At 43.7% G+C, this 25,260-nt stretch carries 20 protein-coding genes; 1 reads left to right on the top strand and 19 read right to left on the bottom strand.

The window, feature by feature from the left end:
- From rsgA to ACFPU1_RS05320, 13 genes are all read right to left on the bottom strand, one after another.
- The gene (gene rsgA / locus ACFPU1_RS05260) at positions 1-882 is read right to left on the bottom strand and encodes a ribosome small subunit-dependent GTPase A (protein ID WP_385939267.1); all 882 of its coding nucleotides are present in this window, start codon (positions 880-882) and stop codon (positions 1-3) included.
- 13 nt (positions 883-895) lie between these two features.
- Positions 896-2,959 (bottom strand): Stk1 family PASTA domain-containing Ser/Thr kinase, encoded by a 2,064-nt coding sequence (gene pknB / locus ACFPU1_RS05265; protein WP_385939268.1) that lies wholly within the window; start codon positions 2,957-2,959, stop codon positions 896-898.
- A gap of 2 nt (positions 2,960-2,961) precedes the next feature.
- Positions 2,962-3,714, bottom strand: a complete 753-nt coding sequence (locus ACFPU1_RS05270) for a Stp1/IreP family PP2C-type Ser/Thr phosphatase (RefSeq protein ID WP_054635278.1) — start codon at positions 3,712-3,714, stop codon at positions 2,962-2,964.
- A 6-nt stretch (positions 3,715-3,720) separates the two neighbouring features.
- Positions 3,721-4,806 carry a dual-specificity RNA methyltransferase RlmN gene (gene rlmN, locus ACFPU1_RS05275; protein WP_054635416.1) on the bottom strand — a complete coding sequence of 362 codons (1,086 nt, stop codon included), beginning with the start codon at positions 4,804-4,806 and terminating at the stop codon, positions 3,721-3,723.
- A gap of 16 nt (positions 4,807-4,822) precedes the next feature.
- Positions 4,823-6,181 (bottom strand): 16S rRNA (cytosine(967)-C(5))-methyltransferase RsmB, encoded by a 1,359-nt coding sequence (gene rsmB / locus ACFPU1_RS05280; protein ID WP_385939271.1) that lies wholly within the window; start codon positions 6,179-6,181, stop codon positions 4,823-4,825.
- Positions 6,168-7,118 carry a methionyl-tRNA formyltransferase gene (gene fmt, locus ACFPU1_RS05285; RefSeq protein WP_385939273.1) on the bottom strand — a complete coding sequence of 317 codons (951 nt, stop codon included), beginning with the start codon at positions 7,116-7,118 and terminating at the stop codon, positions 6,168-6,170. Before fmt ends, rsmB begins: the two co-directional genes overlap by 14 nt.
- A 166-nt stretch (positions 7,119-7,284) precedes the next feature.
- Complete coding sequence (gene priA / locus ACFPU1_RS05290; RefSeq protein WP_417851953.1) at positions 7,285-9,699, bottom strand: primosomal protein N'; 2,415 nt, start codon at positions 9,697-9,699, stop codon at positions 7,285-7,287.
- Positions 9,696-10,913: a bifunctional phosphopantothenoylcysteine decarboxylase/phosphopantothenate--cysteine ligase CoaBC gene (gene coaBC / locus ACFPU1_RS05295; protein ID WP_385939275.1), complete on the bottom strand. Its 1,218-nt coding sequence runs from the start codon at positions 10,911-10,913 to the stop codon at positions 9,696-9,698. Before coaBC ends, priA begins: the two co-directional genes overlap by 4 nt.
- A gap of 86 nt (positions 10,914-10,999) precedes the next feature.
- The gene (gene rpoZ / locus ACFPU1_RS05300; RefSeq protein WP_054635276.1) at positions 11,000-11,200 is read right to left on the bottom strand and encodes a DNA-directed RNA polymerase subunit omega; all 201 of its coding nucleotides are present in this window, start codon (positions 11,198-11,200) and stop codon (positions 11,000-11,002) included.
- Between the two features lie 4 nt (positions 11,201-11,204).
- Positions 11,205-11,819: a guanylate kinase gene (gene gmk / locus ACFPU1_RS05305; RefSeq protein WP_054635275.1), complete on the bottom strand. Its 615-nt coding sequence runs from the start codon at positions 11,817-11,819 to the stop codon at positions 11,205-11,207.
- Between the two features lie 32 nt (positions 11,820-11,851).
- A complete protein-coding gene (gene remA, locus ACFPU1_RS05310) occupies positions 11,852-12,109 on the bottom strand; it encodes an extracellular matrix/biofilm regulator RemA (protein WP_054635274.1) in 258 nt (85 codons plus the stop codon).
- 89 nt (positions 12,110-12,198) lie between these two features.
- Positions 12,199-13,089, bottom strand: coding sequence for a YicC/YloC family endoribonuclease (locus ACFPU1_RS05315; protein ID WP_385940462.1), 891 nt, complete (start codon positions 13,087-13,089; stop codon positions 12,199-12,201).
- A 127-nt stretch (positions 13,090-13,216) separates the two neighbouring features.
- Complete coding sequence (locus ACFPU1_RS05320; protein WP_385939278.1) at positions 13,217-15,913, bottom strand: cation-translocating P-type ATPase; 2,697 nt, start codon at positions 15,911-15,913, stop codon at positions 13,217-13,219.
- Between the two features lie 98 nt (positions 15,914-16,011).
- On the opposite strand from ACFPU1_RS05320, the gene ACFPU1_RS05325 reads away from it, so the two are divergent.
- Positions 16,012-17,724, top strand: coding sequence for an Rqc2 family fibronectin-binding protein (locus ACFPU1_RS05325; RefSeq protein WP_385939280.1), 1,713 nt, complete (start codon positions 16,012-16,014; stop codon positions 17,722-17,724).
- A gap of 321 nt (positions 17,725-18,045) precedes the next feature.
- On the opposite strand, the gene ACFPU1_RS05330 is transcribed toward ACFPU1_RS05325, so the two are convergent.
- From ACFPU1_RS05330 to carB, 6 genes are all read right to left on the bottom strand, one after another.
- Positions 18,046-18,699 (bottom strand): class I SAM-dependent methyltransferase, encoded by a 654-nt coding sequence (locus ACFPU1_RS05330; RefSeq protein WP_269757963.1) that lies wholly within the window; start codon positions 18,697-18,699, stop codon positions 18,046-18,048.
- Between the two features lie 298 nt (positions 18,700-18,997).
- The gene (gene pyrE, locus ACFPU1_RS05335; RefSeq protein WP_385939282.1) at positions 18,998-19,630 is read right to left on the bottom strand and encodes an orotate phosphoribosyltransferase; all 633 of its coding nucleotides are present in this window, start codon (positions 19,628-19,630) and stop codon (positions 18,998-19,000) included.
- Entirely contained in the window at positions 19,627-20,340 is a 714-nt protein-coding gene (pyrF, locus tag ACFPU1_RS05340; protein WP_385939284.1) for an orotidine-5'-phosphate decarboxylase, read from the bottom strand. Before pyrF ends, pyrE begins: the two co-directional genes overlap by 4 nt.
- Positions 20,340-21,251, bottom strand: coding sequence for a dihydroorotate dehydrogenase (locus ACFPU1_RS05345; RefSeq protein WP_385939286.1), 912 nt, complete (start codon positions 21,249-21,251; stop codon positions 20,340-20,342). The genes pyrF and ACFPU1_RS05345 overlap by 1 nt, the downstream gene beginning before the upstream one ends.
- Complete coding sequence (locus ACFPU1_RS05350) at positions 21,248-22,027, bottom strand: dihydroorotate dehydrogenase electron transfer subunit (protein WP_385939288.1); 780 nt, start codon at positions 22,025-22,027, stop codon at positions 21,248-21,250. The genes ACFPU1_RS05345 and ACFPU1_RS05350 overlap by 4 nt, the downstream gene beginning before the upstream one ends.
- On the bottom strand, positions 22,024-25,248 hold the full coding sequence (gene carB / locus ACFPU1_RS05355; protein ID WP_385939290.1) for a carbamoyl-phosphate synthase large subunit: 3,225 nt from the start codon (positions 25,246-25,248) through the stop codon (positions 22,024-22,026). The genes ACFPU1_RS05350 and carB overlap by 4 nt, the downstream gene beginning before the upstream one ends.
- Positions 25,249-25,260: the final 12 nt, after the last annotated feature.

Consider the following 25,260-nt stretch of genomic DNA (forward strand, 5'->3'; position numbering starts at 1 on the left):
TTAGTACCTCCGTTGTTGTTCGCTTAATTCTTGATAAAACTGCAAGTAATGGTTATATCTTGATTCACTGATTTCCCCTTGCTCCAATGCTTCTTTTACAGCACAGCCAGGTTCCTTGCGATGAGTACATCCACGAAATTTACAATCTGGAAGGCGTTCTCTCATTTCGGGAAAATAAAGGCTCAGCTCGCTTTCATCCATTTCCTGAAAATCGAGGGAGCTAAATCCCGGTGTATCTGCGACCAGCCCCTCATAAAGGGAGATCAGTTCCACATGGCGGGTTGTATGCTTCCCCCTCCCAAGATGGGTGGAAATGGCTCCTGTTTCAAGGTTAAGCTCTGGGACCAATGCATTAAGGAAGGAGGATTTACCTACCCCCGATTGGCCTGCTATTACAGTGATTCTATCTTTGAAATGCAAAGCCGCTTCCTCTAGACCCTTGTTTGACGTATTGGAAACAACGTAAAAGGGATAACCGAGTTTTTGATAAATTGCTTTATAACGGGCGACCTCTTTCATCACTTCCTCACTGGCCAAATCTTCTTTGGTCACAACAATTAAAGGATCAATATCACTTTCTTCCACATGTACTAAAAACCTGTCGAGCAGCAGAGGGGAAAAAGCAGGCTCAACCGCTGAAAAAACCAAAAGTGCCTGATCTACATTTGCTATAGGAGGCCTGATTAATTCATTTTTCCTCTTCTTAACCTCGGTAACCGTGCCCTCTTTGTAGTTATCAGCTTTGTAGACAACCTGGTCTCCTACAAGGGGCTTTATTTTTTTATTTCTAAAGACCCCACGGCCTTTACATTGGACTGTACCTTCCGGGCCGCTCACATAGTAAAACCCGCTGAGTGCTTTTATAATCCTGCCTTCCGCCATAACTCCTCCTTTATTAATCACCATAAGTAAATGAGTTTGATTGAATTTCTTCATCGTCTATATATAACGTATAGCTTCCCTCTTCTTCAGGTGTAACTATTAAAGGTATTTGATAGGTTCTGCTTTCTGAAATTGTTTCTTCTACAAAGACAGCGGGCTCACTTGTGGTGGCATCTTCATACGTAAGCCTTACATCAAAGGTCACCCCTTCTTCCATCTCTTCCTCTGACATTTCAATAGGGATGACTGCTTCTACTTCTTCGGTTACCTCATTTTCCTCACTATCTTCTGAATCTTCTTCGTCCACTGCCTCTTCTTCGCGTAATTCTTCCTGTTCCTCTTCATCAATTGCGTCTTCTTGTTCTTCTTCTTCAGGCCCAAGAGACATAATAAAAAGGATTTCATCACCGACTTGTATTCTTTCATAGGGACCTGGATCGTGGTCAATCACACGGCCCTCGTCATATAAGTCAGAATGCTCCTCTTCAAAACGGCCAGCAAGTCCTTCTGACTCTAAATAATTGTTGATTGTCTCCATTGTTTCCCCTCTTAGGTTAGGAATGGAGACTTCTGCCGGCACACTGTAGGTAAGTTGAACATTCGTTTCATCGGCTATTAATTCCTCTCCTGCAACAGGGTCCTGCTCTACAATAACGTTAAGCGGGGTATCTGTTGTTTCCACAGAAGAAAATTCCACATTTTCAAAATCTTCGAGAAGAGTTTCTGCTTCCTCCCGAGCAAGACCTGTAACATCAGGCATCTCAATCATTTCTCTTCCTTGACTGACAAAAACATTTACCTGGCTTTCCACCTTCACGGTAGATCCTGCCTGGGGTCGCTGTCTAATGACAAAGCCTTCTTCCACCTCTTCATCATACACTCTCTCCACATTTCCGGTAAGCCCAGCTTCCTGGAGTTCTTCTTCTGCTTCTTCAAGAGTAAGCCCCTCAAGGTTTGGGACATCGACATCCTGGACCATAAGCCAGCCGGGGATCACTGTGAACGCAGTCGCAAAGGAACCTGCAAGGATGACGAAAAATAAAACAATGGGAAGCACCCATTTTTTCTTTTTCTTCCCTTTCGCTGGTGCAGGTGGAGGGTTGGACGCTGAAGCGGAAGGGGCAGGCCCTTTTTCTGTCCCTGCTACTTTTGTTTCTCCCATATTTTCAGTTGTATCTTTTATCACCGGTACTGCCTTTGTTGCTTCTTCATCGTCAGCAGGAGCTATATAACGGGATTCACTTTGGCGCTCAGGCCACAGGGCAGTTGAAAGATCTTCGTTCATGTCCTGGACTGACCCATAACGGTGAAAGGGATCCTTCGCTGTTGCCTGAATGATCACATTTTCAATACTCTGGGGCAGATCAGGACGCAGTTCTTTTGCAAATGGCAGCGGCTCCTGCAGCTGTTTAATGGCAATGGAAACAGCTGATTCACCATTAAAAGGAACCTCTCCTGTAACCATCTCAAACAGAACGATACCCAGTGAATAGATGTCAGACTTGGCTGTCACTGTTCCTCCTCTTGCTTGTTCAGGAGACAAATAGTGAACAGAGCCTAAGACAGAATTTGTATGTGTGATTGTTGCTGCCGAAGCAGCCCGTGCAATGCCAAAGTCAGTTACTTTTGCATCTCCATGCTTATCAATAAGTATGTTATGTGGCTTTATGTCACGGTGGATAATCTGATTGGCATGGGCATGTACTATCGCTGATAACACAGACGACATAATATTGATCACTTTGTTAACAGGCAGGGGGCCTTGCTGCTGGATATATTCTTTGAGTGTGGAGCCGTCTATATACTCCATCACAATATAATATAAGTCTTCTTCTTCGCCTACATCGTATATATCTACAATATTCGGATGAAAAAGACTCGTAGCTGCCTGTGCCTCACGGTGAAAGCGCCGGATGAACTCCTCGTCATTTACAAATTGAGGCTGAAGTACTTTAACTGCTACTTCCCGCTCAAGAATCATGTCCGTTGCTTTGTAAACATGAGCCATGCCGCCGCCGCCAATAAGGGCATGTATTTGATAGCGCTCGTTTATTCTTTTTCCAATTAACCCGGCCATGCTCAGCTCCCCCTTGGAGAGGAAGGATGAGTAATGGCTGCAATCGTAATGTTGTCCTCTCCGCCGCGCTCATTTGCCATATGTACAAGTCTCTCTCCTTTATCAGAAAGAGACCCTTCTTTGGTCATCATGCGCAGCAAATCGGCGTCAGACACTTTGTTACTTAAGCCGTCAGAGCACAGGAAGACCAATTCTCCCTGTCTCCATGAAAAAGAAGAGACCTCCACGGTAATCCCTGCTTCTGTACCTAAAGCGCGGAGCAATACATTTTTTCTCGGGTGATTCTCTGCCTCTTCTTCACTAATCTGGCCGTTTTTTACCAACTCGTTAACAAGAGAGTGATCATCTGTCTTCAAATGGATGGAGTCATCCGTTATTAAATAGGCACGGCTGTCTCCCACATGGCCTACAGCGACATATTCCTCTGTACATATAGCCGCCACCACGGTAGTGCCCATGCCGTAACAGCTCATATCCTCTTTTGATTTCTTAAATATTTCTTCATTTACTCGAGTAATGGTACTGCTCAGCCATGTAACAGCCTCCCTTTCTGTAAAGGAAGAAGAGGCTGCAAGCCACTCGTCTTCGAGCACCTTACAAGCAATGGCACTTGCCACATCCCCTGACTTATGGCCGCCCATTCCATCTGCAACCACTCCCAGCACAGAATCAGAATGACTGTTTACATATACTCCCCCGTTGTCTTCATTATGGTCGCGGACTCGTCCTACGTCAGTTTTAAACAACCAGTCCATTTCTCCTCACCTCGTTTCTTTCTCCCGCTCCTTTGCTCGAAGCTGACCGCAAGCTGCATCAATATCATGCCCTTGCTCTCTTCTTATTGTAACGTTTACTCCTCTTTCTTTAAGGGTTTTCTCAAAAGCAAAGATGTCCTCCCGGCTGGTTCTTACATAGTCCCTCTCAGGAACGTAATTGACCGGAATTAAATTAACATGGCACTTTACATCTTTTATTAACTCCGCTAACTCTTCCGCATGTTCCACCTGATCGTTTACGCCGCCAAACAACCCATATTCAAATGTAACGCGGCGGTTTGTCTTTTTAATGTAATATTGAATGGATTCCATCAGCTTTTCTAAAGGCCAAGCCCGGTTTACCGGCATTAAACGGCTTCTGATTTCAGTGTTTGGAGCATGAAGAGAAATAGCAAAATTAATTTGCATTTGCTCGTCTGCAAAATCATAGATTCGAGGTACCATTCCGCTTGTAGAAACGGTAATATGGCGAGCCCCGATATTCAGTCCTTTATCATGGTTAATTGTCTTCAAGAAAGAGATTAGTTCTTTGTAGTTATCAAATGGTTCACCAATTCCCATTACAACAACTGAACTTACTCTCTCCCCTTTTTCATCCATTGCTCTTTGAGCATCAAGAACTTGAGCAACAATCTCTCCAGCTTCCAGGTTGCGCTTAAGCCCTCCAAGGGTGGAGGCACAGAAGGTACACCCTAACCGGCAGCCGACCTGTGTCGTCACACAGACACTGTTTCCATAATCATGCCTCATGACCACTGTTTCGATAGAATAACCGTCATGAAGTTCAAAGAGAAGCTTAACCGTTCCGTCAGAAGATTCCTGTTTCATAATTTCTTTAAGCGTTGTTAAGGAAAAAGCGCCTTCCAGCTTTTCTCGTATTCCTTTGGAGAGGTTTGTCATTTCTGAAAAAGAGGTAACTCTTTTTTGATACAGCCATTCAAAGATCTGCGTTGCCCGGAAAGCAGGCTCCCCCTCTTCCTTCAGCCATGACTGCAATTGATGAAACTCCATAGAGAAGATCGAAGGTTTCGCTTTTGTCTCTACTCCGACCTCTTTCTTTAATTGTTCCACTCTTTCACTTCCTTCTTCATTTTTTTTTCGTAAGACTGCATATATAAAACCCATCGGTCTCGTAGTGGTGAGGCAGAATAGTAATCTGCCCTCCAGTTGCTGCCGTGTTGTTTTTCATACGTTCCGGGAGGCGCTCAATTAGCGTTTCGTCAAACTTAAAAGCCGGATTGGCTTCCAAAAACTCTTTTATCACCTGTTCGTTTTCATTTGCTTCTACGGTACAGGTGCTGTATACCAGACGTCCTCCCGGCTTGAGTACTTTCCCAGCCTCTTGAAGAATCGCTTTTTGAATCTCCGGGAGACGCTGAATATCTTCCGGTGATTTCTCCCATTTTAGCTCAGGCTTTCTTCGAATCACTCCCAGTCCGCTGCAAGGAGCATCAACAAGAACTCTGTCAAAACTGTCTTCAGGAAACTTTTCAGTTAACTTTCTGGCATCCAGCGCTTCACTTTGTACAGAAGTAATTCCAAGTCTTTGGACCTGCTGATTGATTAAATTTATTTTTTTCTCATGAAGATCCAGAGCCGTAATACTGCCGCTGTCCCCCATTCTTTCTGCTGCATGGGTTGTCTTTCCTCCGGGAGCGGCACATGCATCCAGCACTTTCATTCCTTTTTCAGGAGCTAGTGCTCTAGCTACCAGCATGGAGCTTTCATCCTGTATTGTACACCAGCCCTCCTGAAAAGCCTCTGTCATCATTACCTTTCCCGAAATAATTTCTACCGCATCTTCCGATAATCTTCCCTCTTGGACCTGACACCCTTCTTCTTCAAGCCTCTCCATGAGCTCCATTTTGTTCGTTTTAAGCACATTTACCCTGACAGTCACTGGGGCAGGCTCAAGATTCTTTCTTGCCATGGCCTCAGCTTCTTCTCTGCCATATGCCTTCTCCCACAAGGATAACAGCCATTCAGGATGACTTGTTTCTATGCTAATTCTTTCCCTTGGATTACCGATAGAGGAAGGGTCTGGCAGTCCTTTTCGCTGAATACTGCGAAGCACGCCGTTTACCATTCCGGCAATTCCCCTGTGTCCTCTTTTTTTTGCTATATTAACTGCTTCATGAATAATAGCTCTCTCGGGGATTCTTTCTAAATAAACCATTTGGTATAGAGACAGCCTTAAAAGACTCAGCACCCATGGATCAAGTGAATTGGTTCCTTTTTTTATGAAAGGAGATAAATAAAAATCAAGAGTTGCTCTGCGTTTTAACGTTCCATATACTAATTCAGTTAACAAAGCAGTGTCTTTTCCCGGAACACTTTTCTCTTTTAATGCTTGGTTTAAGGCAAGATTACTATACGCCCCTTCTTTTTCAATACGCATCAGCAGATCAAGAGCTACCTCTCTTACGTTTTTGTCAGCCTTGGTCATCTCCGAATCGATCTCCTTCTTTTAAAGCGGTACCGGCTCCACGCAAATAATCGGAAGCCTTTAACCTTTTTTTACCGGATGGCTGCAGCTCTTTAATCTTTATCGCTGTGTCATCCCCTGTACCTACTATGATTCCATTCTCTTCTATTGATAATACTTCTCCAGGTTTTCCCTTTTTTGGAGAAGCTGTCTTTTCAGCCCACCATATTTTAACTGGTTTCTCATTATAAACCGTATAAGCAACCGGCCAAGGGTTCATCCCTCTAATTTGATTGTAAAGCTCCTCTCCCGTTTTGTTCCAATCCAGGAGTTCCTGACCCCGCTGTATATTCGAAGCAAAGGTCACTTTATTTTCATTTTGAGGTTCAGCCTGTATTGTGCCCTCTTTAATTTTTATTAACGTATCAGACAACAGGTCAGCTCCAGCTTCACTAAGCTTATCATGGAGAGTGCCTACCGTATCTTTCTCGTCTATGGGCACCCGTACCTGAGAAAGGACATCTCCGGCGTCTAGCTTTTCAACCATATACATAATGGAAATGCCTGATTCTTTTTCCCCATCTATAATGGCTTGATGAATCGGGGCTCCCCCCCGGTATTTTGGCAATAGTGAAGCATGTACATTAATGCATCCATACAAAGGAGCATCCAGAAGCTCATTAGGAAGGAGCTGTCCGTAGGCAGCAGTTACCACGATCTCTGGGTTTGTTTCCAGGATCGGCGAAAGCTGGTCTTTTTCCCTTATTTTCTCTGGTTGAAAAACAGGGAGATCGTGTTTTTCTGCTTCTACTTTTACAGGGGGAGGTGTGAGCGTTTTTTTTCTCCCCTTCGGTCTGTCTGGCTGAGTCACTACACCGACAACTTCGTGCCCCTCCTTCAGAATTCTCTGCAGAACAGGAACGGAGAAGTCCGGTGTGCCCATGAACAAAATTTTCATTGTTTGTCTTTCCTCCTGAAACTAGTCGTGTAATTACATGAGAAAACTTGGCTAAAAGCCAAGTCTCTGCAGGCGATTGATGGTTTGACGAAACTGGGATTTCCCCATGACCTTGCTGCTTCTTCAAAGGTGTAGGCGCTAGCGAAGGATTATCCCTTTACCCTGGCTACATAAACATATGCGGGTTCATATCTATTGAGATAAACAGCTTATCCTTGGCCATTTCACTTTGAAAATGATCAGCTATTTCTCTTAATGTTTTGGTTAGGTCTGGCTCATTTCTATATTTTATCATGCATTGGTAACGATATCTATCTTTCAGGCGTGCAATGGGTGAGACAGTCGGGCCGAGTACTTTTGTCTGGATCGACAACCGTTCCCTTAAATGGGAGGCAATTTTTTCTGAAGTGGTGATGACCTGGGATAAATCTTCGTGAGAAACCGTTATAAGAGCTAAAAAGAAATACGGAGGGTATCCCCCTACTTTCCTCTGCGTCATTTCCTGCCGGCTGAAAGAAAGGAAATCATGTTCCTTGGCATGAACAATGCTGTAATGTTCGGGATTATATGTCTGGATGACCACTTCACCCTTTAATTTATCTCTGCCTGCTCTACCGCTTACTTGTGTTAAAAGCTGAAACGTCCGTTCTGGCGCACGGAAATCAGGCAGGTTTAGGAGTGTATCAGCTGCCAGTACACCTGCGAGAGTGATATTAGGGAAGTCCAGTCCTTTTGCGATCATTTGCGTGCCAAGAAGAATATCTGCCTGCCCGCTGCCAAACTTGGTGAGCAGCTTTTCATGGGCGCCTTTTCTCGAGGTTGTATCCACGTCCATGCGGATCACTCTGGCGGTTGGCAGCAAGCGGGTTAATTCTTCCTCTACCTTTTGCGTGCCTGTTCCAAAAAAGCGTATATGCTCGCTGTCACAGGAAGGACACTTATTAACCATAGACTCTTCATGACCGCAGTAATGACATTTCAGCTGCTTATTTACATGATGATACGTAAGGGATATTTCACAGTGAGGACATTCTGTAACAAATCCGCAGCTTCTGCACATCACAAAGGTCGAATACCCTCTTCGGTTTAAAAAAAGGACGACTTGTTCTCCTTTTTGCAAACGATCCTCTAACTTTTCCAGCAGAATGTTAGAAAAGACAGAGCGGTTTCCGTTCTTTAGTTCTTCCCGCATATCGACCAATTCTACTTCAGGCATTGGAAAGTTATTTACTCTATTATTTAATTCAAGAAGACGGTAGACCCCTTTTTGAGCCCTGGCAAAAGATTCTAACGAGGGCGTAGCACTTCCAAGCAAAACGGGGCATTTGTGGTATCTCCCTCTCCAAATCGCCACATCTTTTGCGTGATAGCGGGGATGATCTTCCTGCTTATAGCTTCCTTCATGCTCTTCATCTATTATGATTAACCCAAGTTTCTCAAAAGGGGCAAATACAGCTGAACGTGCTCCTACTGCCACTTTTACTTCCTTGCGTTGAATTTTTCTCCACTCATCATATTTTTCCCCTATGGATAACGCGCTATGAAGGACGGCTACCTGGCTGCCAAATCGACTTTTAAAGCGATTAACCATTTGGGGGGTAAGAGAAATTTCGGGCACAAGGACAATCGCTTCTTTACCCTCTTCGATAACTTTTTGAATTGCCTGGAGGTACACTTCTGTTTTTCCGCTGCCTGTCACCCCCCGAAGAAGAAATGTTTCATGCGTTTGCGTCCCCACTGCCTCTCTGACAGGATGCAAAACCTCAGCCTGGTCATTCGTTAATGATAAAGGAACGGTTTTTTGAAACTCTTTATCTTTGAAAGGATCTCTGTATTGTTCAATCGTTTTTTCCACAACACACCCCTTTTCAACAAGAGCTTGCAGGACAGCACGTGTAAATCCTCCTTCAGCTTCCACTTGTTTGAGAGGGACAGGGGTTTCAGGATAATGTTCTAAAAGCCAGCGGAGGGCTTCCAGTTGTTTTTTAGCACGATTCCCCGCCATACCTTCAAGCTCTTCACGGCTTTTTTTGGGAGTTACTTGAATCGTTTTATAAGACTGCTTCCTTGCTTGATCTTTCACCTCATATTCAAGAAGTATTCTCCCATCCCGGACTTCCTTTCTAATTAGGGAAAGAAGGTCTTTATCCATAGGAACTTTGTTCCATTCAATTGAACTTCGTTTGCCAAAAAGAGTTTGAATGAAAACAGGGAAGTGAACAATCTCTTCTTGAAGATACAGGACTTTTTTCGCTTTTGCCCTCATTGCTGCCGGAATCATCGACTGATAGGCTGTGATCTGGTAGCAGATCGTCTCCTCCGAAAGCCATGATCCAAGGTCCAGTAATTCAGGAGTCAAAACAGGAGTGACATCAAGCAGTTCATCAATGTTCCTTACTTTTTTGACAGTTGTGTTCTCTGTTAATCGAATAATAAACCCTTGAAGTTTTCGTGGACCAAAAGGCACCACAACTCTCATACCCGGGGACACAGCACCTTGGAGACTCTCAGGCACTTTGTAGTCAAACAGCCTGTCTGTTTGGCCGGCTGGTACATCAACCACAATTTGAGCAAACATCACTGCCTTTCCCCTCCCATGCACCGCACAGCTGTCTTAAGGATTTCCGAGGCTACTTCTCGTTTTGAAAGAAGAGGCAGTCTTTTTATTTGGTCCTCATGCTTACTGATAAGAGAAACGATATTTGTATCATGTCCAAAGCCGGCATTGTCTGAGGTAATATTATTAGCGACCACCATATCAAGGTTTTTATTTTCCAGCTTCATTCTTCCATAATCCTCGACATGCTCTGATTCCGCTGCAAAACCTACTAAGAACTGATTTGTCTTTTGTTTTCCAAGCTCCGCCAATATATCCTTGGTTCTTTTCATTTCAATTATTAAATTACCTGGCTGCTTTTTAACCTTTTGGTCTGACGTTTCTACCGGGGTGTAGTCAGCCACGGCTGCAGTTTTCACAACTACATCAGCCTTATCAAAGTGTTCCATCACTGCATCATACATCTCTTCAGCGGTAGTGACATCAATTCGTGCCGCTCCCCGGGGAGTTTTCAACTGAACCGGACCGGAAATAAGTGTAACTTCACCCCCCATTTCCACTGCTTCCTCTGCGAGGGCATACCCCATTTTTCCAGTGGAGTGGTTTGTAAACACTCTGACAGGGTCAATGGATTCATGGGTTGGCCCCGCTGTGATTAACACATGTTTTCCCTGAAGGATTTTTTTGTTCGCCTTTTGAGAACCAGCCTCTTCCAGGAAAGAGACGATCCCCTCCGGCTCCGCCATTCTTCCTTTGCCTATCCAGCCGCACGCCAAATAGCCTTCTCCCGGCTCGATAAAAGTACATCCATCATTGTGCAGCCTTTCCATGTTTCGCTGGACAGCAGGATGCTCGTACATATTAACGTTCATTGCCGGAGCAATAAATACTTTCGCTTTCGTCGCAAGCGCTGAGGTGGTAACCATGTCATCGGCAATGCCATTTGCAATTTTGCCGATGACATTAGCAGTCGCCGGAGCAATCAGAAAAATATCCGCCCAGTCTGCTATATCTATATGGGCTACTTTTTCCGGTTCTTCCTCCGCAAAGGTATCATCATAGACTCTATGACGAGTTAAGGCTTGAAATGTAAGAGGCTTAATAAATTCCTTTGCCCCTTCTGTCATCATTACTCGTACGTCTGCACCAGCCTGAGACAGCTTGCTGGCAAGCGCTGCCGCTTTAAAAGCTGCGATTCCCCCTGTCACAGCCAAAACTATATTCTTTCCTTTGATCATGGTCTCCTCCTCTTTTCTCGTATACTTCCTGGCTGAAAAAAATAACAACCTATGAGTGGATAGGTTGTTATTAGTCTAAGTTTTAATCATTCTTTTTTTAAGCCAAGTTCTCCATGCTTAATTTCTTCCAAAGCAATACCCACGTATTTTGAAGATTCATAATCTTCTACTAACGGGGTCATTTCGTCCATTTCAAGCAAATCTCTTGCCCTTCTGGCTGATAATGTTACAAGCGTATACTTAGAATCAATCTGCTTTAACAAGGAATCTATCGAAGGATACAACATAAAGCTATTCAACCTCCACAAGTTGTTTATATTTTTCAATCAAACGTTCTTGTTTACAATGCTCTGCTGTCACAATAGCCTGGATACGTTCAACTGCTTTTTCGACTTCATCATTTTCCACAACATAGTCATAATTTTTCATCATATCCAATTCTTCTCTTGCAACAGTCATTCTTTTGTTAATGAGCTCTGCGTTCTCTGTTCCCCGTCCTTCAATGCGCTTTCTTAATTCAGCAAGGCTTGGAGGCATAAGGAAAATAAAAACCCCTTCAGGGTAGCGTTCCTTCACTTTTCTGGCTCCTTGAACCTCGATTTCAAGGATGATGTCCTGGCCCTCATTCAGTGTTTTCTTAACATTTTCCAGTGGTGTGCCATAATAATTATCCACATATTTTGCCCATTCCAGGAACTCGTCTTTTTCGATCATTTCCTCAAACTCTTCTTTTTTCTTAAAGAAGTAATTCACCCCATCCACTTCTCCTGTCCGCGGTGCGCGGGTGGTGGCTGAAACAGAGTAAGAGATGTCTGTATCCTTTGTTCGAAGAGCTCCGCAAACTGTTCCTTTCCCTACACCAGCCGGGCCGGAAAGAACAATCAATAAGCCTTTCTCTTTTTTCATAAAACATACAACGCCTTTCAAAGAAATTTCACTTATTCATCTATGTCGTCTTTCGTATTTAACCGTTGAGCGACTGTTTCCGGCTGTACAGCAGACAAAATGACGTGATCGCTGTCCGCAATAATAACAGCACGAGTTCTCCGCCCGTATGTAGCATCTATTAACATATTGCGGTCTCTTGCTTCCTGGATAATACGCTTGATCGGCGCAGACTCCGGACTTACAATAGATATAATCCTGTTTGCGGAAACAATATTTCCAAAGCCGATATTTATTAGTTTGATATTCATCATTATCCCCCGCTTTTTGTGCTGAGAGTCTCGAATACTCTCTATTTTTACCGCTTATGTACTAATATATACGAAATATCGTTCGCTGGCTACTCAATATTCTGCACTTGCTCTTTTACCTTCTCCAGCTCACTTTTCAAATTGACGACCTGGCGGCTAATTTCGATGTCATTTCCTTTTGACCCTATCGTATTGATTTCCCGGTTCATTTCCTGGACAAGAAAATCAAGTTTTCTGCCTATGGAACCTTTTTCCTCTATAATGCTAAGAAACTGTTTAACGTGGGAGGTCAAACGGGTAATTTCTTCATCTATATTGGCTTTATCTGCAAACAGAGCAACTTCAGTCAAAATCCTGCCTTCTTCAAGCTGATAGTCTCCCCCGAGGAAGTCCTTCATTCGCTTTATCAGCTTTTCCCGGTAATTTTCAACCACCTGGCCTGTTCTTGCGTGAATGATATCCGTCATTCTTGAAATGGAATCAATTCTTTTACTTATATCCTTTTCAAGGGCCGCGCCTTCAGTTTGTCTCATTCTATATAACATAGCTGCACTTTCCTCGACACATTGTACAAGTGCCCCCTCCCATTCCTCTGGAATGTCTCCTTCTTCCTCCACAGTCGTAATATCCGGATGCAGAAGAAAGGACTCAAGGGACAAAGAAGTATCCTTAAACCATGTTTGTTTTTTCATATCTTCGGCACTTTTCATAAATCCCTGCAGCAGTTCCCAGTCTACCTTTACATGGCGTCCCAATGCACCTTGCCCATCAACTGATACAAACACATCAACTTTCCCGCGCTGAACAAAGCGTTTGACAATTTTATGAATGCGCTCTTCCATATACGAGAAATTCTTTGGAAGACGTACACTGATTTCATTATACCTATGGTTAACAGACTTCATTTCTACTTGAACTTTCCCGCTGTCCACGTTTAAAGCAAAGCGACCAAAACCAGTCATACTCATTACCAATGTCATCACACCCGCTCTACTTTTCTAATTAATTCTAACATTACATGGGAGGAGAAGAAAAGAAAGAACGGCTATAAAGAGGTGAAAAATTGAATAAAGTAACCCATCAGTTAAGAAACTGACAGGTTACTCGTTATTTTTTCCGTTTGCTTCTTCTTGCGTGACTTCTCTGGAAGACGTGGTTTCCCGCTAAAGCCACAGTTGGAATAGCAGCAAGCCCTAACACCAATGCCCACTCTCTAACGTTCAGGTCCGTTGTATGGAAGACCGGCTGAAGAACAGGGGCGTAAATGACAACAGCCATAAGAATGATAGATGAAAGAACCGCGAAAACAAGGTACACATTTTCAAAAGGATTGCGATGAAACACAGAATGTTCGCTCCGACAGTCAAACACATGGATCAGCTGGGCCATCACTAACGTGGCAAATGCGATAGTCTGCGCTTTTGTCAGGTCATCGGGAGCGAAATGCAGGCTTGTCATAAAAGCGGCCAGCGTCACAAGCCCAATCAATATTCCTCTGCTGACAATCTTCCAGCCCAGTCCTCTGGCAAATATACCTTCTCCAGGATGCCTTGGGCTGCGCTTCATCACATCACCTTCTGCTTTATCAAGGCCAAGAGCCATGGCAGGAAGCCCATCTGTGACCAGATTTATCCAGAGAATCTGGATGGCTACAAGAGGAAGAGGAAGGCCAAGCATCATCGCAAAAAGCATAACTAAGATTTCCCCTACGTTAGAGGCAAGCATGTAACGGATAAACTTTCTGATGTTATCGTAGATGTTTCGCCCTTCTTTTATCGCTGCTTTAATGGTGGCAAAGTTATCATCAGCTAATATCAGAGAAGAGGCTTCTTTCGCTACATCAGTGCCTGTCTTTCCCATAGCCACACCTATATCAGATGCTTTCAAAGCAGGAGCATCATTTACCCCGTCACCTGTCATTGCCACGATATGCCCTTGATTTTGCAAAGCCTTAACAATTCTCAGCTTATGCTCAGGGGTTACCCGGGCGTATACATACACCCGGTTTACTTCTTTTTCAAGCTGTCCGTCATCCATTTTTGAGAGTGTTTTTCCTTCCATTACTTTTCCGTGGCTTGGCAGCAGGCGGAGGTCTTTTGCGATTGCTGTTGCTGTTGCGGCATGATCTCCAGTTATCATAATAGTTTTAATGCCTGCCTCCCGGCATTCTTCTATAGCTTTCTTTGCTTCGGGGCGGGGAGGATCAATCATTCCTTGAATGCCTACCAGAACTAAATTCTTTTCAGCCTCCTCGGCATCATGAGGAAGGACTGGCCCTTTTAGTTCTTTATATCCTATGGCTATGGTCCTGAGCGCTGAATTTGCCATAGCTCCCAGTGCTTTTTCAATCTCCTGCTTCCTAAAGGAAGTGAGCGCCTCTACTTTCCCGTTATATTCGCAGCTGTTTGCTCTATCTAAAAGCACATCCGGTGCTCCTTTTGTTACTAGAAGCTTTCTTCCTTCCTTGCTTTCCACGATGACTGACATTCTCTTTCTCTCTGAATCAAAAGGAAACTCTTTTAAGATTTTAAAATGTTCCCGGACATTTGCCGGATGGATATCCCCTTGTATGGCAGCCTTTACCATGGCAGCTTCCGTAGGATCCCCGGTTACTTTCTGCTTGTTCCCTTGTCGTCCTCCTTTTATTTCAATTTCCGCATGGTTACAAAGCACTCCGTAACTTAAAAGCTTTGTAAGAGGAAGAGACTGTGAGACCTTTACCTTTTGGTTCTGTTTATAAATCCCGTTCTCCTGAACACTCCAGTGATTTCCCCAGCTCCATAACGCAGTAACTGTCATCTGATTTTGTGTCAGTGTACCTGTCTTATCTGAACAAATGACAGAAGCACAGCCCAGAGTCTCTACCGCCGGGAGCTTTCTTACGATCGCCTTTCGCTTGATCATTCTTTGAACACCAAGAGCAAGAACGACAGTTACAATTGCTGGCAGCCCTTCTGGTATCGCAGCTACAGCAAGTGAGACACCAGACAAAAACATAATATAAGGAGGCTGTCCCTGCATCACACCTAGAATCACTACAAGAGCTGTAAGCAAAAGAGCCGCAGCAATTAATACTTTTCCTAATTGCTCTAGTTTCCTTTGAAGAGGGGTAGCAAGAGTGATCGTTTCCTGGAGCAAATGTGCGATTTTCCCCATTTCGGTTTTCATGCCGGTGGAGATAATGACTCCTATGCCGCTTCCACGAGTGACCATTGTTCCAGTGAAAGCCATGTTGGATTGATCGGCAAGCTCTATGTCTTCCCCTTTTAACATATCCGCTTGTTTTTCAGAAGGAACTGATTCCCCTGTTAAGGCTGACTCTTCAATATAAAGTCCATTTGCTTCAATTAATCTGATATCTGCACTGATCCGGTCCCCGCTTTGGATTTTAACAATATCACCGGGGACAGCTTGTACCGAAGGAATTGATTTCCACTCACCATTCCTTTTTACTGTCATTTGCGGGGCGGCCAGATCTTTTAAAGCATCCAATGACTTCTCTGCTTTTATTTCTTGAATAAAGCCCAGGACTCCATTAATCATGACTATGATCATGATCGTAATAGCGTCAACAAATTCACCAAGGAGCCCGGAAATAATGGTAGCAGCTAACAATACGAGAACCATAAAATCCTTGAACTGCTGAATAAATAAAATCCACCAAGGCCGCTTTTTCTTATCTGAAAGCTTGTTATATCCGACTTTTTCAAGTCTCTTCTTTACTTCCTTGTCCCCAAGTCCCCCATGAATAGAGGTGGACAATCCTTTTTCCACTTCTGAAGGACTAAGTTTATACCATTTCATTTTTCCACCCCTTACCCCACTAGGACTTATCGTCACATCTTATTCAGACAAGCCGCAAAACATGCTATACTGTTTGTGAAATGAAAGGGTGATAAGTAATGTCGTTCGATGGCCTTATGACACGAGCAATAACAAATGAACTAGCAAAAGAGCTGGTGACAGGCAGAATTGCAAAGGTTCACCAGCCTTATCAAACAGATCTTCTCATAACAGTCAGAGCAAACCGGAAGAATCACCAGTTATTACTCTCTGCAAACCCCAGTTTTGCAAGAATGCATATAACAAAAGAAAAATATGAAAATCCTACTGAGCCGCCGATGTTTTGTATGCTTCTTCGCAAGCATATAGAAGGCGGCTTTATCCAGGCAATTGAGCAAAAAGGAATGGAACGGGTCGTCATCATTACAATAGAAAGCAAGGATGAGCTTGGCGATACTTCGATCAAAAAGCTCGTTATTGAAATAATGGGAAGACATAGTAATGTCATGCTTATAGACGAAAAAACAAATATGATTCTCGACAGCATGAAACACCTCCCTCCATCCGTAAACAGCTACCGTACAATTTTGCCTGGAAGAGAATATATAGAACCCCCGGCACAGGATAAAATATCCCCTCTTTCGGTAAATGAAGAGGAAGTTCTCACGAAATTAGACTTTAACCAGGGAAAAATTGACCAGCAACTCGTACAGCAGTTCAGCGGCCTTTCTCCTCAGGTCTCAAAAGAAATAACCTACCGGGCGGGAATAGGAAATTACAGAAAGATTGCTGAGGTTTTTACCGATCTAATGACCGAGGTAAAAAACCATCTTTATACACCCGAAATTACGTTTACAGATAAAAAGGAATATTTTTCTGTTATAGAACTGACCGGAGTAAAAGGAAAAAAGATAACCTTCACCAATGTCAGTGAAATGCTGGATAGATTTTATTTTGGCAAAGCTGAAAGAGACAGAGTAAAACAACAGGCTCATGACCTGGACCGTTTTCTCCGCAACGAATGGCAAAAAAACAAGAAAAAAATCAAAAAGCTGGAAAAAACACTGACAGATGCAGAAAAAGCACAACGTTTTCAAAAGTTCGGGGAACTGCTTACAGCAAACCTCCATCTGCTAAAAGGCGGAGAAAAAGAAATAGAAGTTCTTGATTACTATGACGAAAATGGAGGAACCATTACGATTCCCCTTCAGCCTGAGAAGTCACCATCGGAAAATACACAAATTTATTTCCGAAAATACAATAAAGCCAAAAATTCAGTCGAAATTGTCAAAGAACAAATTACAAAAGCAACGGAAGAAATGGACTACCTCGAGCAGCTGATTCAGCAGCTCCAGTCTGCTGCGCCAAAAGATGTAGAAGAAATAAGAGAAGAGTTAGAAGAGGAAGGCTATGTAAAAAGAAAAAAATCGAAGAAAAATAAGAAAAAGAAAAATCAAAAGCCTGAATTGGCCTCTTTTCGTTCAAGTGAAGGAATCCCCATTCTTGTAGGAAAAAATAATAAACAAAATGAGTACCTTACTAATAAACTGGCGCAACAGCGAGAAACATGGCTCCACACTAAGGATATCCCCGGGTCACATGTAGTGATTCGAAGTACAGACTTTGGTGAGGAAACATTAAAAGAAGCAGCAAACATCGCCGCTTACTTTTCAAAAGCAAAGGATTCAAGCTCTGTTCCGGTAGACTATACCTTGATTAAGCATGTAAAAAAGCCAAATGGTGCAAAGCCTGGGTACGTTATCTATGATGAGCAGACAACCATTTTTGTCACGCCGGATGAAGATTTAATTCACTCTCTTCAACAAAAATAAAAGGCAAGACCTTATGTGGTTAATAAAGACAACTTCTTGTGAGCAAATGTTCAGAGCCTCGAGACCTTCAAGGGTGTCGAGGTTTATTTTTTGTAAAATACGAATCAGATTAACCTCCGACCTAGAGAAGCCTTGACAGGGTTGCGACATAGTCGTCCTCGCCTGTCACCCTTATGAGCCTTTAGCATTTCATATGGCAAATGCAAGAATGCCTGGGTCAGGCAGAAACTTCGCATGAAAAAGAGCCAGGACATCCTATTCCTGGCTCTTTTTTCTTTCAGCCTCAGGGTCTTATAAGAAGTCCCCTGTGTCTATATGCCGTTATGCTTTCCATTCCACTCTAGTGATCAAGCCCAGCCCATCTAACACAGGAGTATGCTGTGTATGACGCGCACCTAATGAAGAAAGAATCTCAGAAAAATCTTCTTCTTGCCAACGATGGCGCCTTGTACTCACGTTAGCCCAAGTTAACAAGGATTCTTTTTCAAAACCTTCCATCCCATGTTTTTCAGCGTAGGCACGTGCCCTTTCCTCATTCATATCCGGGCCTGGGTTTAACATAACAGTGGCTCCTTCAGGTAAGGTTACTCTTTTTAATTCCTTTAACGCTGTTTCTGGTTCCGGCAGTAAAAAGATAACTAACGTCGCAAAGCTGTAATCAAACGAACGTTCCGGGAAGGGCAAATGGTATGCGTCCCCTACTAGAAATTGAGAATCAGCTTTCCCGGTAGAAGTTTCAAACAACGAACGAGCAAATTTAATCATGCCTACTGAAAGATCAATGCCTGATAATTTATTTGCTTCATTTTTTCCCTTTAGCAATAAACGGCCTGTACCGCATCCTACATCCAAAATATGTTTACCTTGCCATGACCCTGCTATATCTTTTAGCTGCTGATGGATGGAACCAAGCCATTCAGTCTGTGCCATGTGATCAAAAAAAGTAACTCGTTCATTAAACTCCTCGCCGGTCATTTTACGCAACCCTAGTCATCTCCCATTTTTTTGTTTTGAGTATAGCATATCCATAACCCAGGATAAAGTTGATATTTTTTATTCATTGCCCTGGTCAAAAAGCTAATTACTGCGCCTTCGCTGTTGGCTTTTTTCCTCGTACGTCCACTGCTGCCAAACTGTCCTGCTCACAAAGCAAAGCTGCTGGCAGATCATGTTCTAAATACCCATACTTCATAGAGCTTAAAAAAAGGACGGCTCATTGGCCGCCCTTGATAGGTTGTATTGTAGAATGGCATGTGCGGACTCCTTCTTCTTTTCAGGAGTGCATCCAGGAAGTATCAGCAGGATCTTTTTTCCAAATACGAAGCTTACTTCTATCTTCCGGCTTAATTAACTCTTGTTCAGCGGCTATTTCAATTAACGTATCATAATCAGTGAGCGTGACAAAAGGCAGGTCAGCTTCTTCCAGCTGCCTGAAGCCCTTTTCAAGCTCATATGTAAATATGGCCGCTGCCCCTGTTACTTCCACCCCGTCTTCTCGGAGTGCTTCTGCAACCTGGATCATGCTGCCGCCGGTAGAAATAAGATCCTCAATAATAACTGCTTTCTGGCCTTTTTTTACTACACCTTCAATTTGATTTCCTTTTCCGTGGGATTTTGATTTCCCTCTCACATATATCATTGGAAGACCCATTCTTTCAGCGACCAGAGCGGCATGGGGAATCCCGGCAGTAGCTGTGCCAGCAATCACTTCTGCTTCCGGGTAATGGTCTTTTACAAGCTGGGTCAACCCATCAGCCACCTGTTTTCGGACTTCCGGAAACGAAAGGGTAAGGCGGTTGTCACAATAAATCGGTGACTTTATTCCTGAAGACCATGTAAATGGTTCATTGGGCTGCAGGCTGACCGCATCGATGGTTAATAAAGACTGAGCTATCTCTCTTTTCATATTTGACCCCTCCATAATTTGTTCATATCGTAGTATGCTGCCAACGGATCTTGTGCTTGTGTGATGCTTCGCCCTACCACGATTGCTGTGCTTCCAAGCTCTCGTGCTCTTTCAGGAGTGGCGACACGGTGCTGATCTCCTTTATCCTCTGAAACCATCCGAATACCTGGCGTGACTTTCAAAAAATCCCCGCCGCATTCTCTAGAAATCACCGGAACTTCTAAGGCAGAGCACACCACACCATCCAACCCTGAAGCCTTAGTATTTCTCGCATAATGAGAAACTACAGCTTCCATGTGTTCACTGATTAAGAGGTCATCTGTGAGCATCTTTTCAGTGGTGCTTGTCAGCTGAGTCACTGCGATGCATGCGGGACGCTTATTCCCTGAAATCGTACCCTTATCAAGCCCCTCTATTGCTGCTTCCATCATCTGTTTTCCACCGGCCGCATGGACATTGACTATGTCTACATTTAATCGGGCAAGCCTCTCCATGGCTGATTTCACAGTATTCGGGATATCATGGAGTTTTAAATCAAGAAATACTCCGTGGCCCCTGCTTTTTATTTCTTCCACAAAACGAGGCCCTTCACTGTAGAAAAGCTCCATTCCAACCTTTACATACAAGGATTCCTTGCTAAAGAGAGATAAAAAATCCAATGCTTTTTCTTTTTCCGGAAAGTCCAGTGCAATAATCAAGGGGTGATCCATTACCGGGCCACCGCCCTTCTTTGCAGTTCAGCTAACGAATGTATCTCATGCTCTTCAAGCTTTTGAGGCAGTTCTTCGATAATGGACGGGCATACAAATGGATCGGTAAAGTTAGCCGTGCCGACAGCTACTGCATCCGCTCCTGCGATAAGAAATTCAATCACGTCTTCTGCAGATTGAATGCCGCCCATACCAATAATAGGAAGATCCGTCACCTGCCGGACTTGATACACCATTCGGATTGCTACTGGCTTTACTGCAGGCCCTGACAATCCACCCATTGTATTAGCAAGTATCGGCTTTTTGGTTTTCAGGTCAATTCTCATTCCCAAAAGGGTGTTAATCATTGTTAAGCCGTCGGCCCCTGCTTTTTCTACAGCTTTAGCGATTGCTGTAATATCAGCGACGTTTGGAGAAAGCTTTACATAAACGGGTACTGTCGCTGCTTTTTTCACACGTGCAGTTAACTCTGCTGCAAGCTCCGGATCCGTGCCAAAAGCAATTCCCCCTACTTTTACATTTGGGCAGGAAACATTCAGCTCCAACGCACCAACATTCGGGGAAGCCGAAAGCTCTTTGGCTGCCGTTTCATAATCTTCCATTGTGGATCCAGCTACATTTGCCAAAATAGGGACATCAAATTGCTCAAGCCATGGAAGCTCTTCTTCCTTTACCTTATCCAGTCCTGGATTCTGCAGTCCGATCGCATTTAGCATGCCAGCTGTGGTTTCAGCAACACGAGGGGTTGGATTCCCGAATCTTGCTTCTACGGTTGTTGCTTTAATGGCTATGGCTCCTAATTGACTTAAATCATAAAATTTAGCAAATTCTTTTCCAAACCCAAAACAGCCAGAAGCCGGCATGACAGGGTTTTTCATAGGCAGCCCCGGAAGGTTTACGGATAAGTTCATGAAAGTACCACCTTTCTTAGCGGAAATACTGGTCCATCGCTGCAAATTTTCTTGTAAGAAGTCCCTTCAGGATCGTCCTGCAAATGACAGACACAGGCAAAGCATGCGCCAATTCCGCAGCCCATTCTTTCTTCAAGTGATACATATCCCCTGGCTTCTGGATAAGAAGCTTCTAACGCTTTAAGCATAGGGGTAGGTCCACAGCTGTACATCCAGTCAAAGGAAAGGCCCTTTTCTTGAATGGCATCAGTCACAAAACCTGAAATTCCATAACTGCCATCAGCCGTAGCAACTACTACGTCTCCAATTTCCTTGAATTCCTCTTCATAAAAAACAGTCTCCTTGTCTTGAAACCCAAGAACCGACGTGATATGAAGCCCTTTTTCTTTTAACTTTTTTCCCAGGTAGTAAAGAGGAGGGACACCTATTCCGCCTCCTACCAGAACAACAGACTCTCCAGCTTCTGCTTCCTCAATAGGAAAGCCGTTGCCAAGGGGACCAAGTACATCAACTTGTTCCCCTTTCTTCTTGGCTGCAAGCTCTGTTGTCCCTTTGCCTTCTGCTCTAAAAAGAATGGTAAAGCAATTGTTTGTATGGTCAATATCACAAATGCTGATCGGACGGCGAAGCAGGGGGTCAGTCCCTGCGCTGGTCTTTATGTGAACAAACTGACCCGGGCTTTCCATTTCCTCTGTCATCGTGCCTTGAAGAACCATTTTATAAATTCCTTTGGCAAGAGGCGTGCATTCTATCACCGTCAACCATTCTTTTTTCATATTTGCACCTCTTCTTTTACAGCAGTCTTCTCTTCAGCCATGGCAGGCATCGGTTCAGAAGCAAACGTGATCATCTCAAGTACTCCAAGCAGGGCGCCCGCAGTATCCATGGAAGTTAAGCAAACGACACCGTTTTCCACGGACTCCCTGCGAATACGGAACCCGTCTCTTACTGGCTGCTTTCCTTTGGTTAATGTATTGATGACAAATTGAGCTTCTCCTTCCCGAATCACATCTAAAAGATTCGGTTTTGCATCACCAATTTTATTAACTACTGTGACAGGTATTTGTTCATCCCGAATCAGCTTAGCCGTGCCTTCCGTTGCCATAATATTATAGCCAATCCGGTGAAAGCGACGGACAAGAGCCATGGCTTCTTCTTTGTTTTTGTCAGCAATCGTAAACAGCACTGAGCCATGCTGAGGAATTTTCATTCCAGAAGCAATTAGCCCTTTATAGAGTGCTTTTTCCAACGTATAGTCTCTTCCCATTACTTCTCCGGTTGATTTCATTTCAGGCCCAAGTGTAATATCGACCCGGCGGAGCTTTGCAAAGGAAAACACAGGAACCTTCACAGAGACTTCATCTTTTTCAGGATGATAGCCCGTTTTGTAGCCAAGGTCAGCGAGTGACTCTCCAAGGATGGCGCGGGTGGCAAGCTTAGCCATCGGCACACCAGTGATTTTGCTTAGAAATGGAACCGTACGGCTTGATCTTGGATTCACTTCAAGGACATAAACCTCATTGTCATGAAGGACAAACTGAATGTTAAGAAGGCCGACAATGTTTAGTCCTCTTCCAAGGGCAATAGTCCTATCTATTACTTTTTGTTTTACTTCGTCAGACAGCGTCTGCGGAGGATACACTGCGATAGAGTCTCCTGAATGCACTCCTGCCCGTTCAATGTGTTCCATAATCCCGGGAACAAATACCGTGTTTCCATCTGAAATCGCGTCGACTTCAATCTCTTTTCCGATCAAGTACCGATCCACCAATACAGGGTGCTTTGGATTTACTTTCGCTGCTTGTTCCATGTACCGGAGAAGTTCGGTCTCATTATCTACGATTTCCATCGCACGTCCGCCTAGTACGTATGAAGGACGCACAAGCACAGGATACCCGATAGAAGTGGCAATCTTTACAGCCTCGTCTACAGAAGTAGCCGTTTTCCCTAGAGGCTGAGGAATATTTAACTGGTTTAACGTTTGTTCAAATTTGTCACGGTTTTCCGCACGATCCATATCTTCAAGGCTGGTGCCAAGAATGTTTACTCCATGAGCAGCCAGGTCTTCCGCCAGATTAATTGCAGTCTGGCCCCCAAACTGTACAACTACACCTTCCGGCTTCTCTTGGTCAATGACATGCATGACATCTTCTACAGTTAATGGTTCGAAGTAGAGTTTGTCGGATGTGCTGAAGTCTGTGGAAACTGTTTCAGGATTGTTGTTAATAATGATAGCTTCATAGCCCGCTTCTTTGATTGCCCATACCGTGTGAACAGTCGCATAATCAAATTCAATTCCCTGCCCTATTCTAATCGGCCCGGAGCCCAGCACAAGAATAGATGGCTTGTCAGTGTTCTCTGCTTCATTTTCCTCTTCGTACGTGCCGTAATAGTATGGGGTAGCCGAAGCGAATTCAGCTGCACATGTATCGACCATTTTATAGACGGGGATGATTCCATGCTTTTTGCGGAAATCACTAATTTCTTTCTCTGTGCAATTCCATAATTCTGAAATCATTACATCAGCAAAGCCGTATTCTTTTACTTCCTGCAAAAGCTCTTTGTCAAAAGGATGTGCTTTCAATTTTTCTTCATAGGATACTAATCCTTCCATTTTATACAGGAAGAATAGATCAATAGCTGTAATATCATGAATCTGATCTCTCGTCCATCCTCTGCGAAATGCTTCCCCAATGTAAAACAGTCTTTCGTCATCTGCTTTTGCAAGCTTTTTCGTTAATTCGTCATTGGACACATCTTTTGTTTTTTCCAGCTTCAGATGGTAAACGTTTGTCTCCAGAGAACGAATTCCTTTGAGAAGGGATTCTTCAAAGTTTCTTCCAATAGCCATGATTTCACCTGTCGCCTTCATCTGGGTGCCAAGTGTCCGTTTTGCTGAATCAAACTTATCAAAAGGCCAGCGTGGAATCTTTGTGACTACATAATCAAGAGCTGGTTCAAAGCTTGCATAAGTTGTCTGGGTAATAGGGTTAATAATTTCATCCAATGTATAGCCGACAGCTATTTTCGCTGCGATTTTCGCGATAGGATATCCAGTAGCTTTGGAAGCAAGTGCCGACGAACGGCTCACCCGCGGGTTTACTTCGATAATATAGTAATCATAGCTGTATGGATCAAGGGCAATCTGAACGTTACAGCCCCCCTCAATTTCCAGTGCTCTAATAATTTTTAAGGAAGAATTTCTCAGCATATGATATTCTCTGTCAGCCAGCGTCTGACTCGGTGCCACTACAATAGAGTCTCCCGTATGAATTCCTACAGGATCAATGTTTTCCATATTACACACTACGATAGCTTGATCATTGCTGTCTCTCATTACTTCATACTCAATTTCTTTATAGCCTGCTATGCTTTTCTCAAGGAGACATTGGGTTACCGGGCTGTACTTTAATCCAGAGGCCACAATTTCTTTCAAATCGTCTTCATTATAGACAAGTCCGCCGCCTGTCCCTCCCAGAGTATAGGCTGGACGTACAATGATGGGGTATCCTATTTTTTCAACAAATTGATACGCTTCTTCAAGCGTGTGGACAATTTCGCTTTCAGGCACCGGTTCATTAAGTTCATTCATTAAAGAACGGAAAGCATCTCTGTCTTCGGCTCGTCGAATGGACTCAAGCTCGGTTCCCAGAAGGGTCACATTGTATTCTTCGAGGATGCCATTATCATATAATTCCATCGCCATATTCAGTCCAGTCTGCCCCCCTAATGTAGGCAGCAGTCCGTCCGGTCGCTCCTGACGAATAATACGACTCACAAATTCAAAGGTAATGGGTTCAATGTATACCTTATCTGCCATGTTGGAGTCAGTCATTATTGTAGCTGGATTGGAGTTGATTAAAATAACTTCATACCCTTCTTCTTTCAATGCCTGGCATGCCTGCGTGCCAGCATAATCAAATTCAGCCGCCTGGCCAATCACAATAGGTCCTGAACCAATCACTAGTATTTTTTTAATATCCTCACGTTTTCCCATGTTGTCTCTCCC

This window comes from Thalassorhabdus alkalitolerans, from assembly GCF_042656525.1.
Classification (GTDB): domain Bacteria; phylum Bacillota; class Bacilli; order Bacillales; family Marinococcaceae; genus Thalassorhabdus; species Thalassorhabdus alkalitolerans.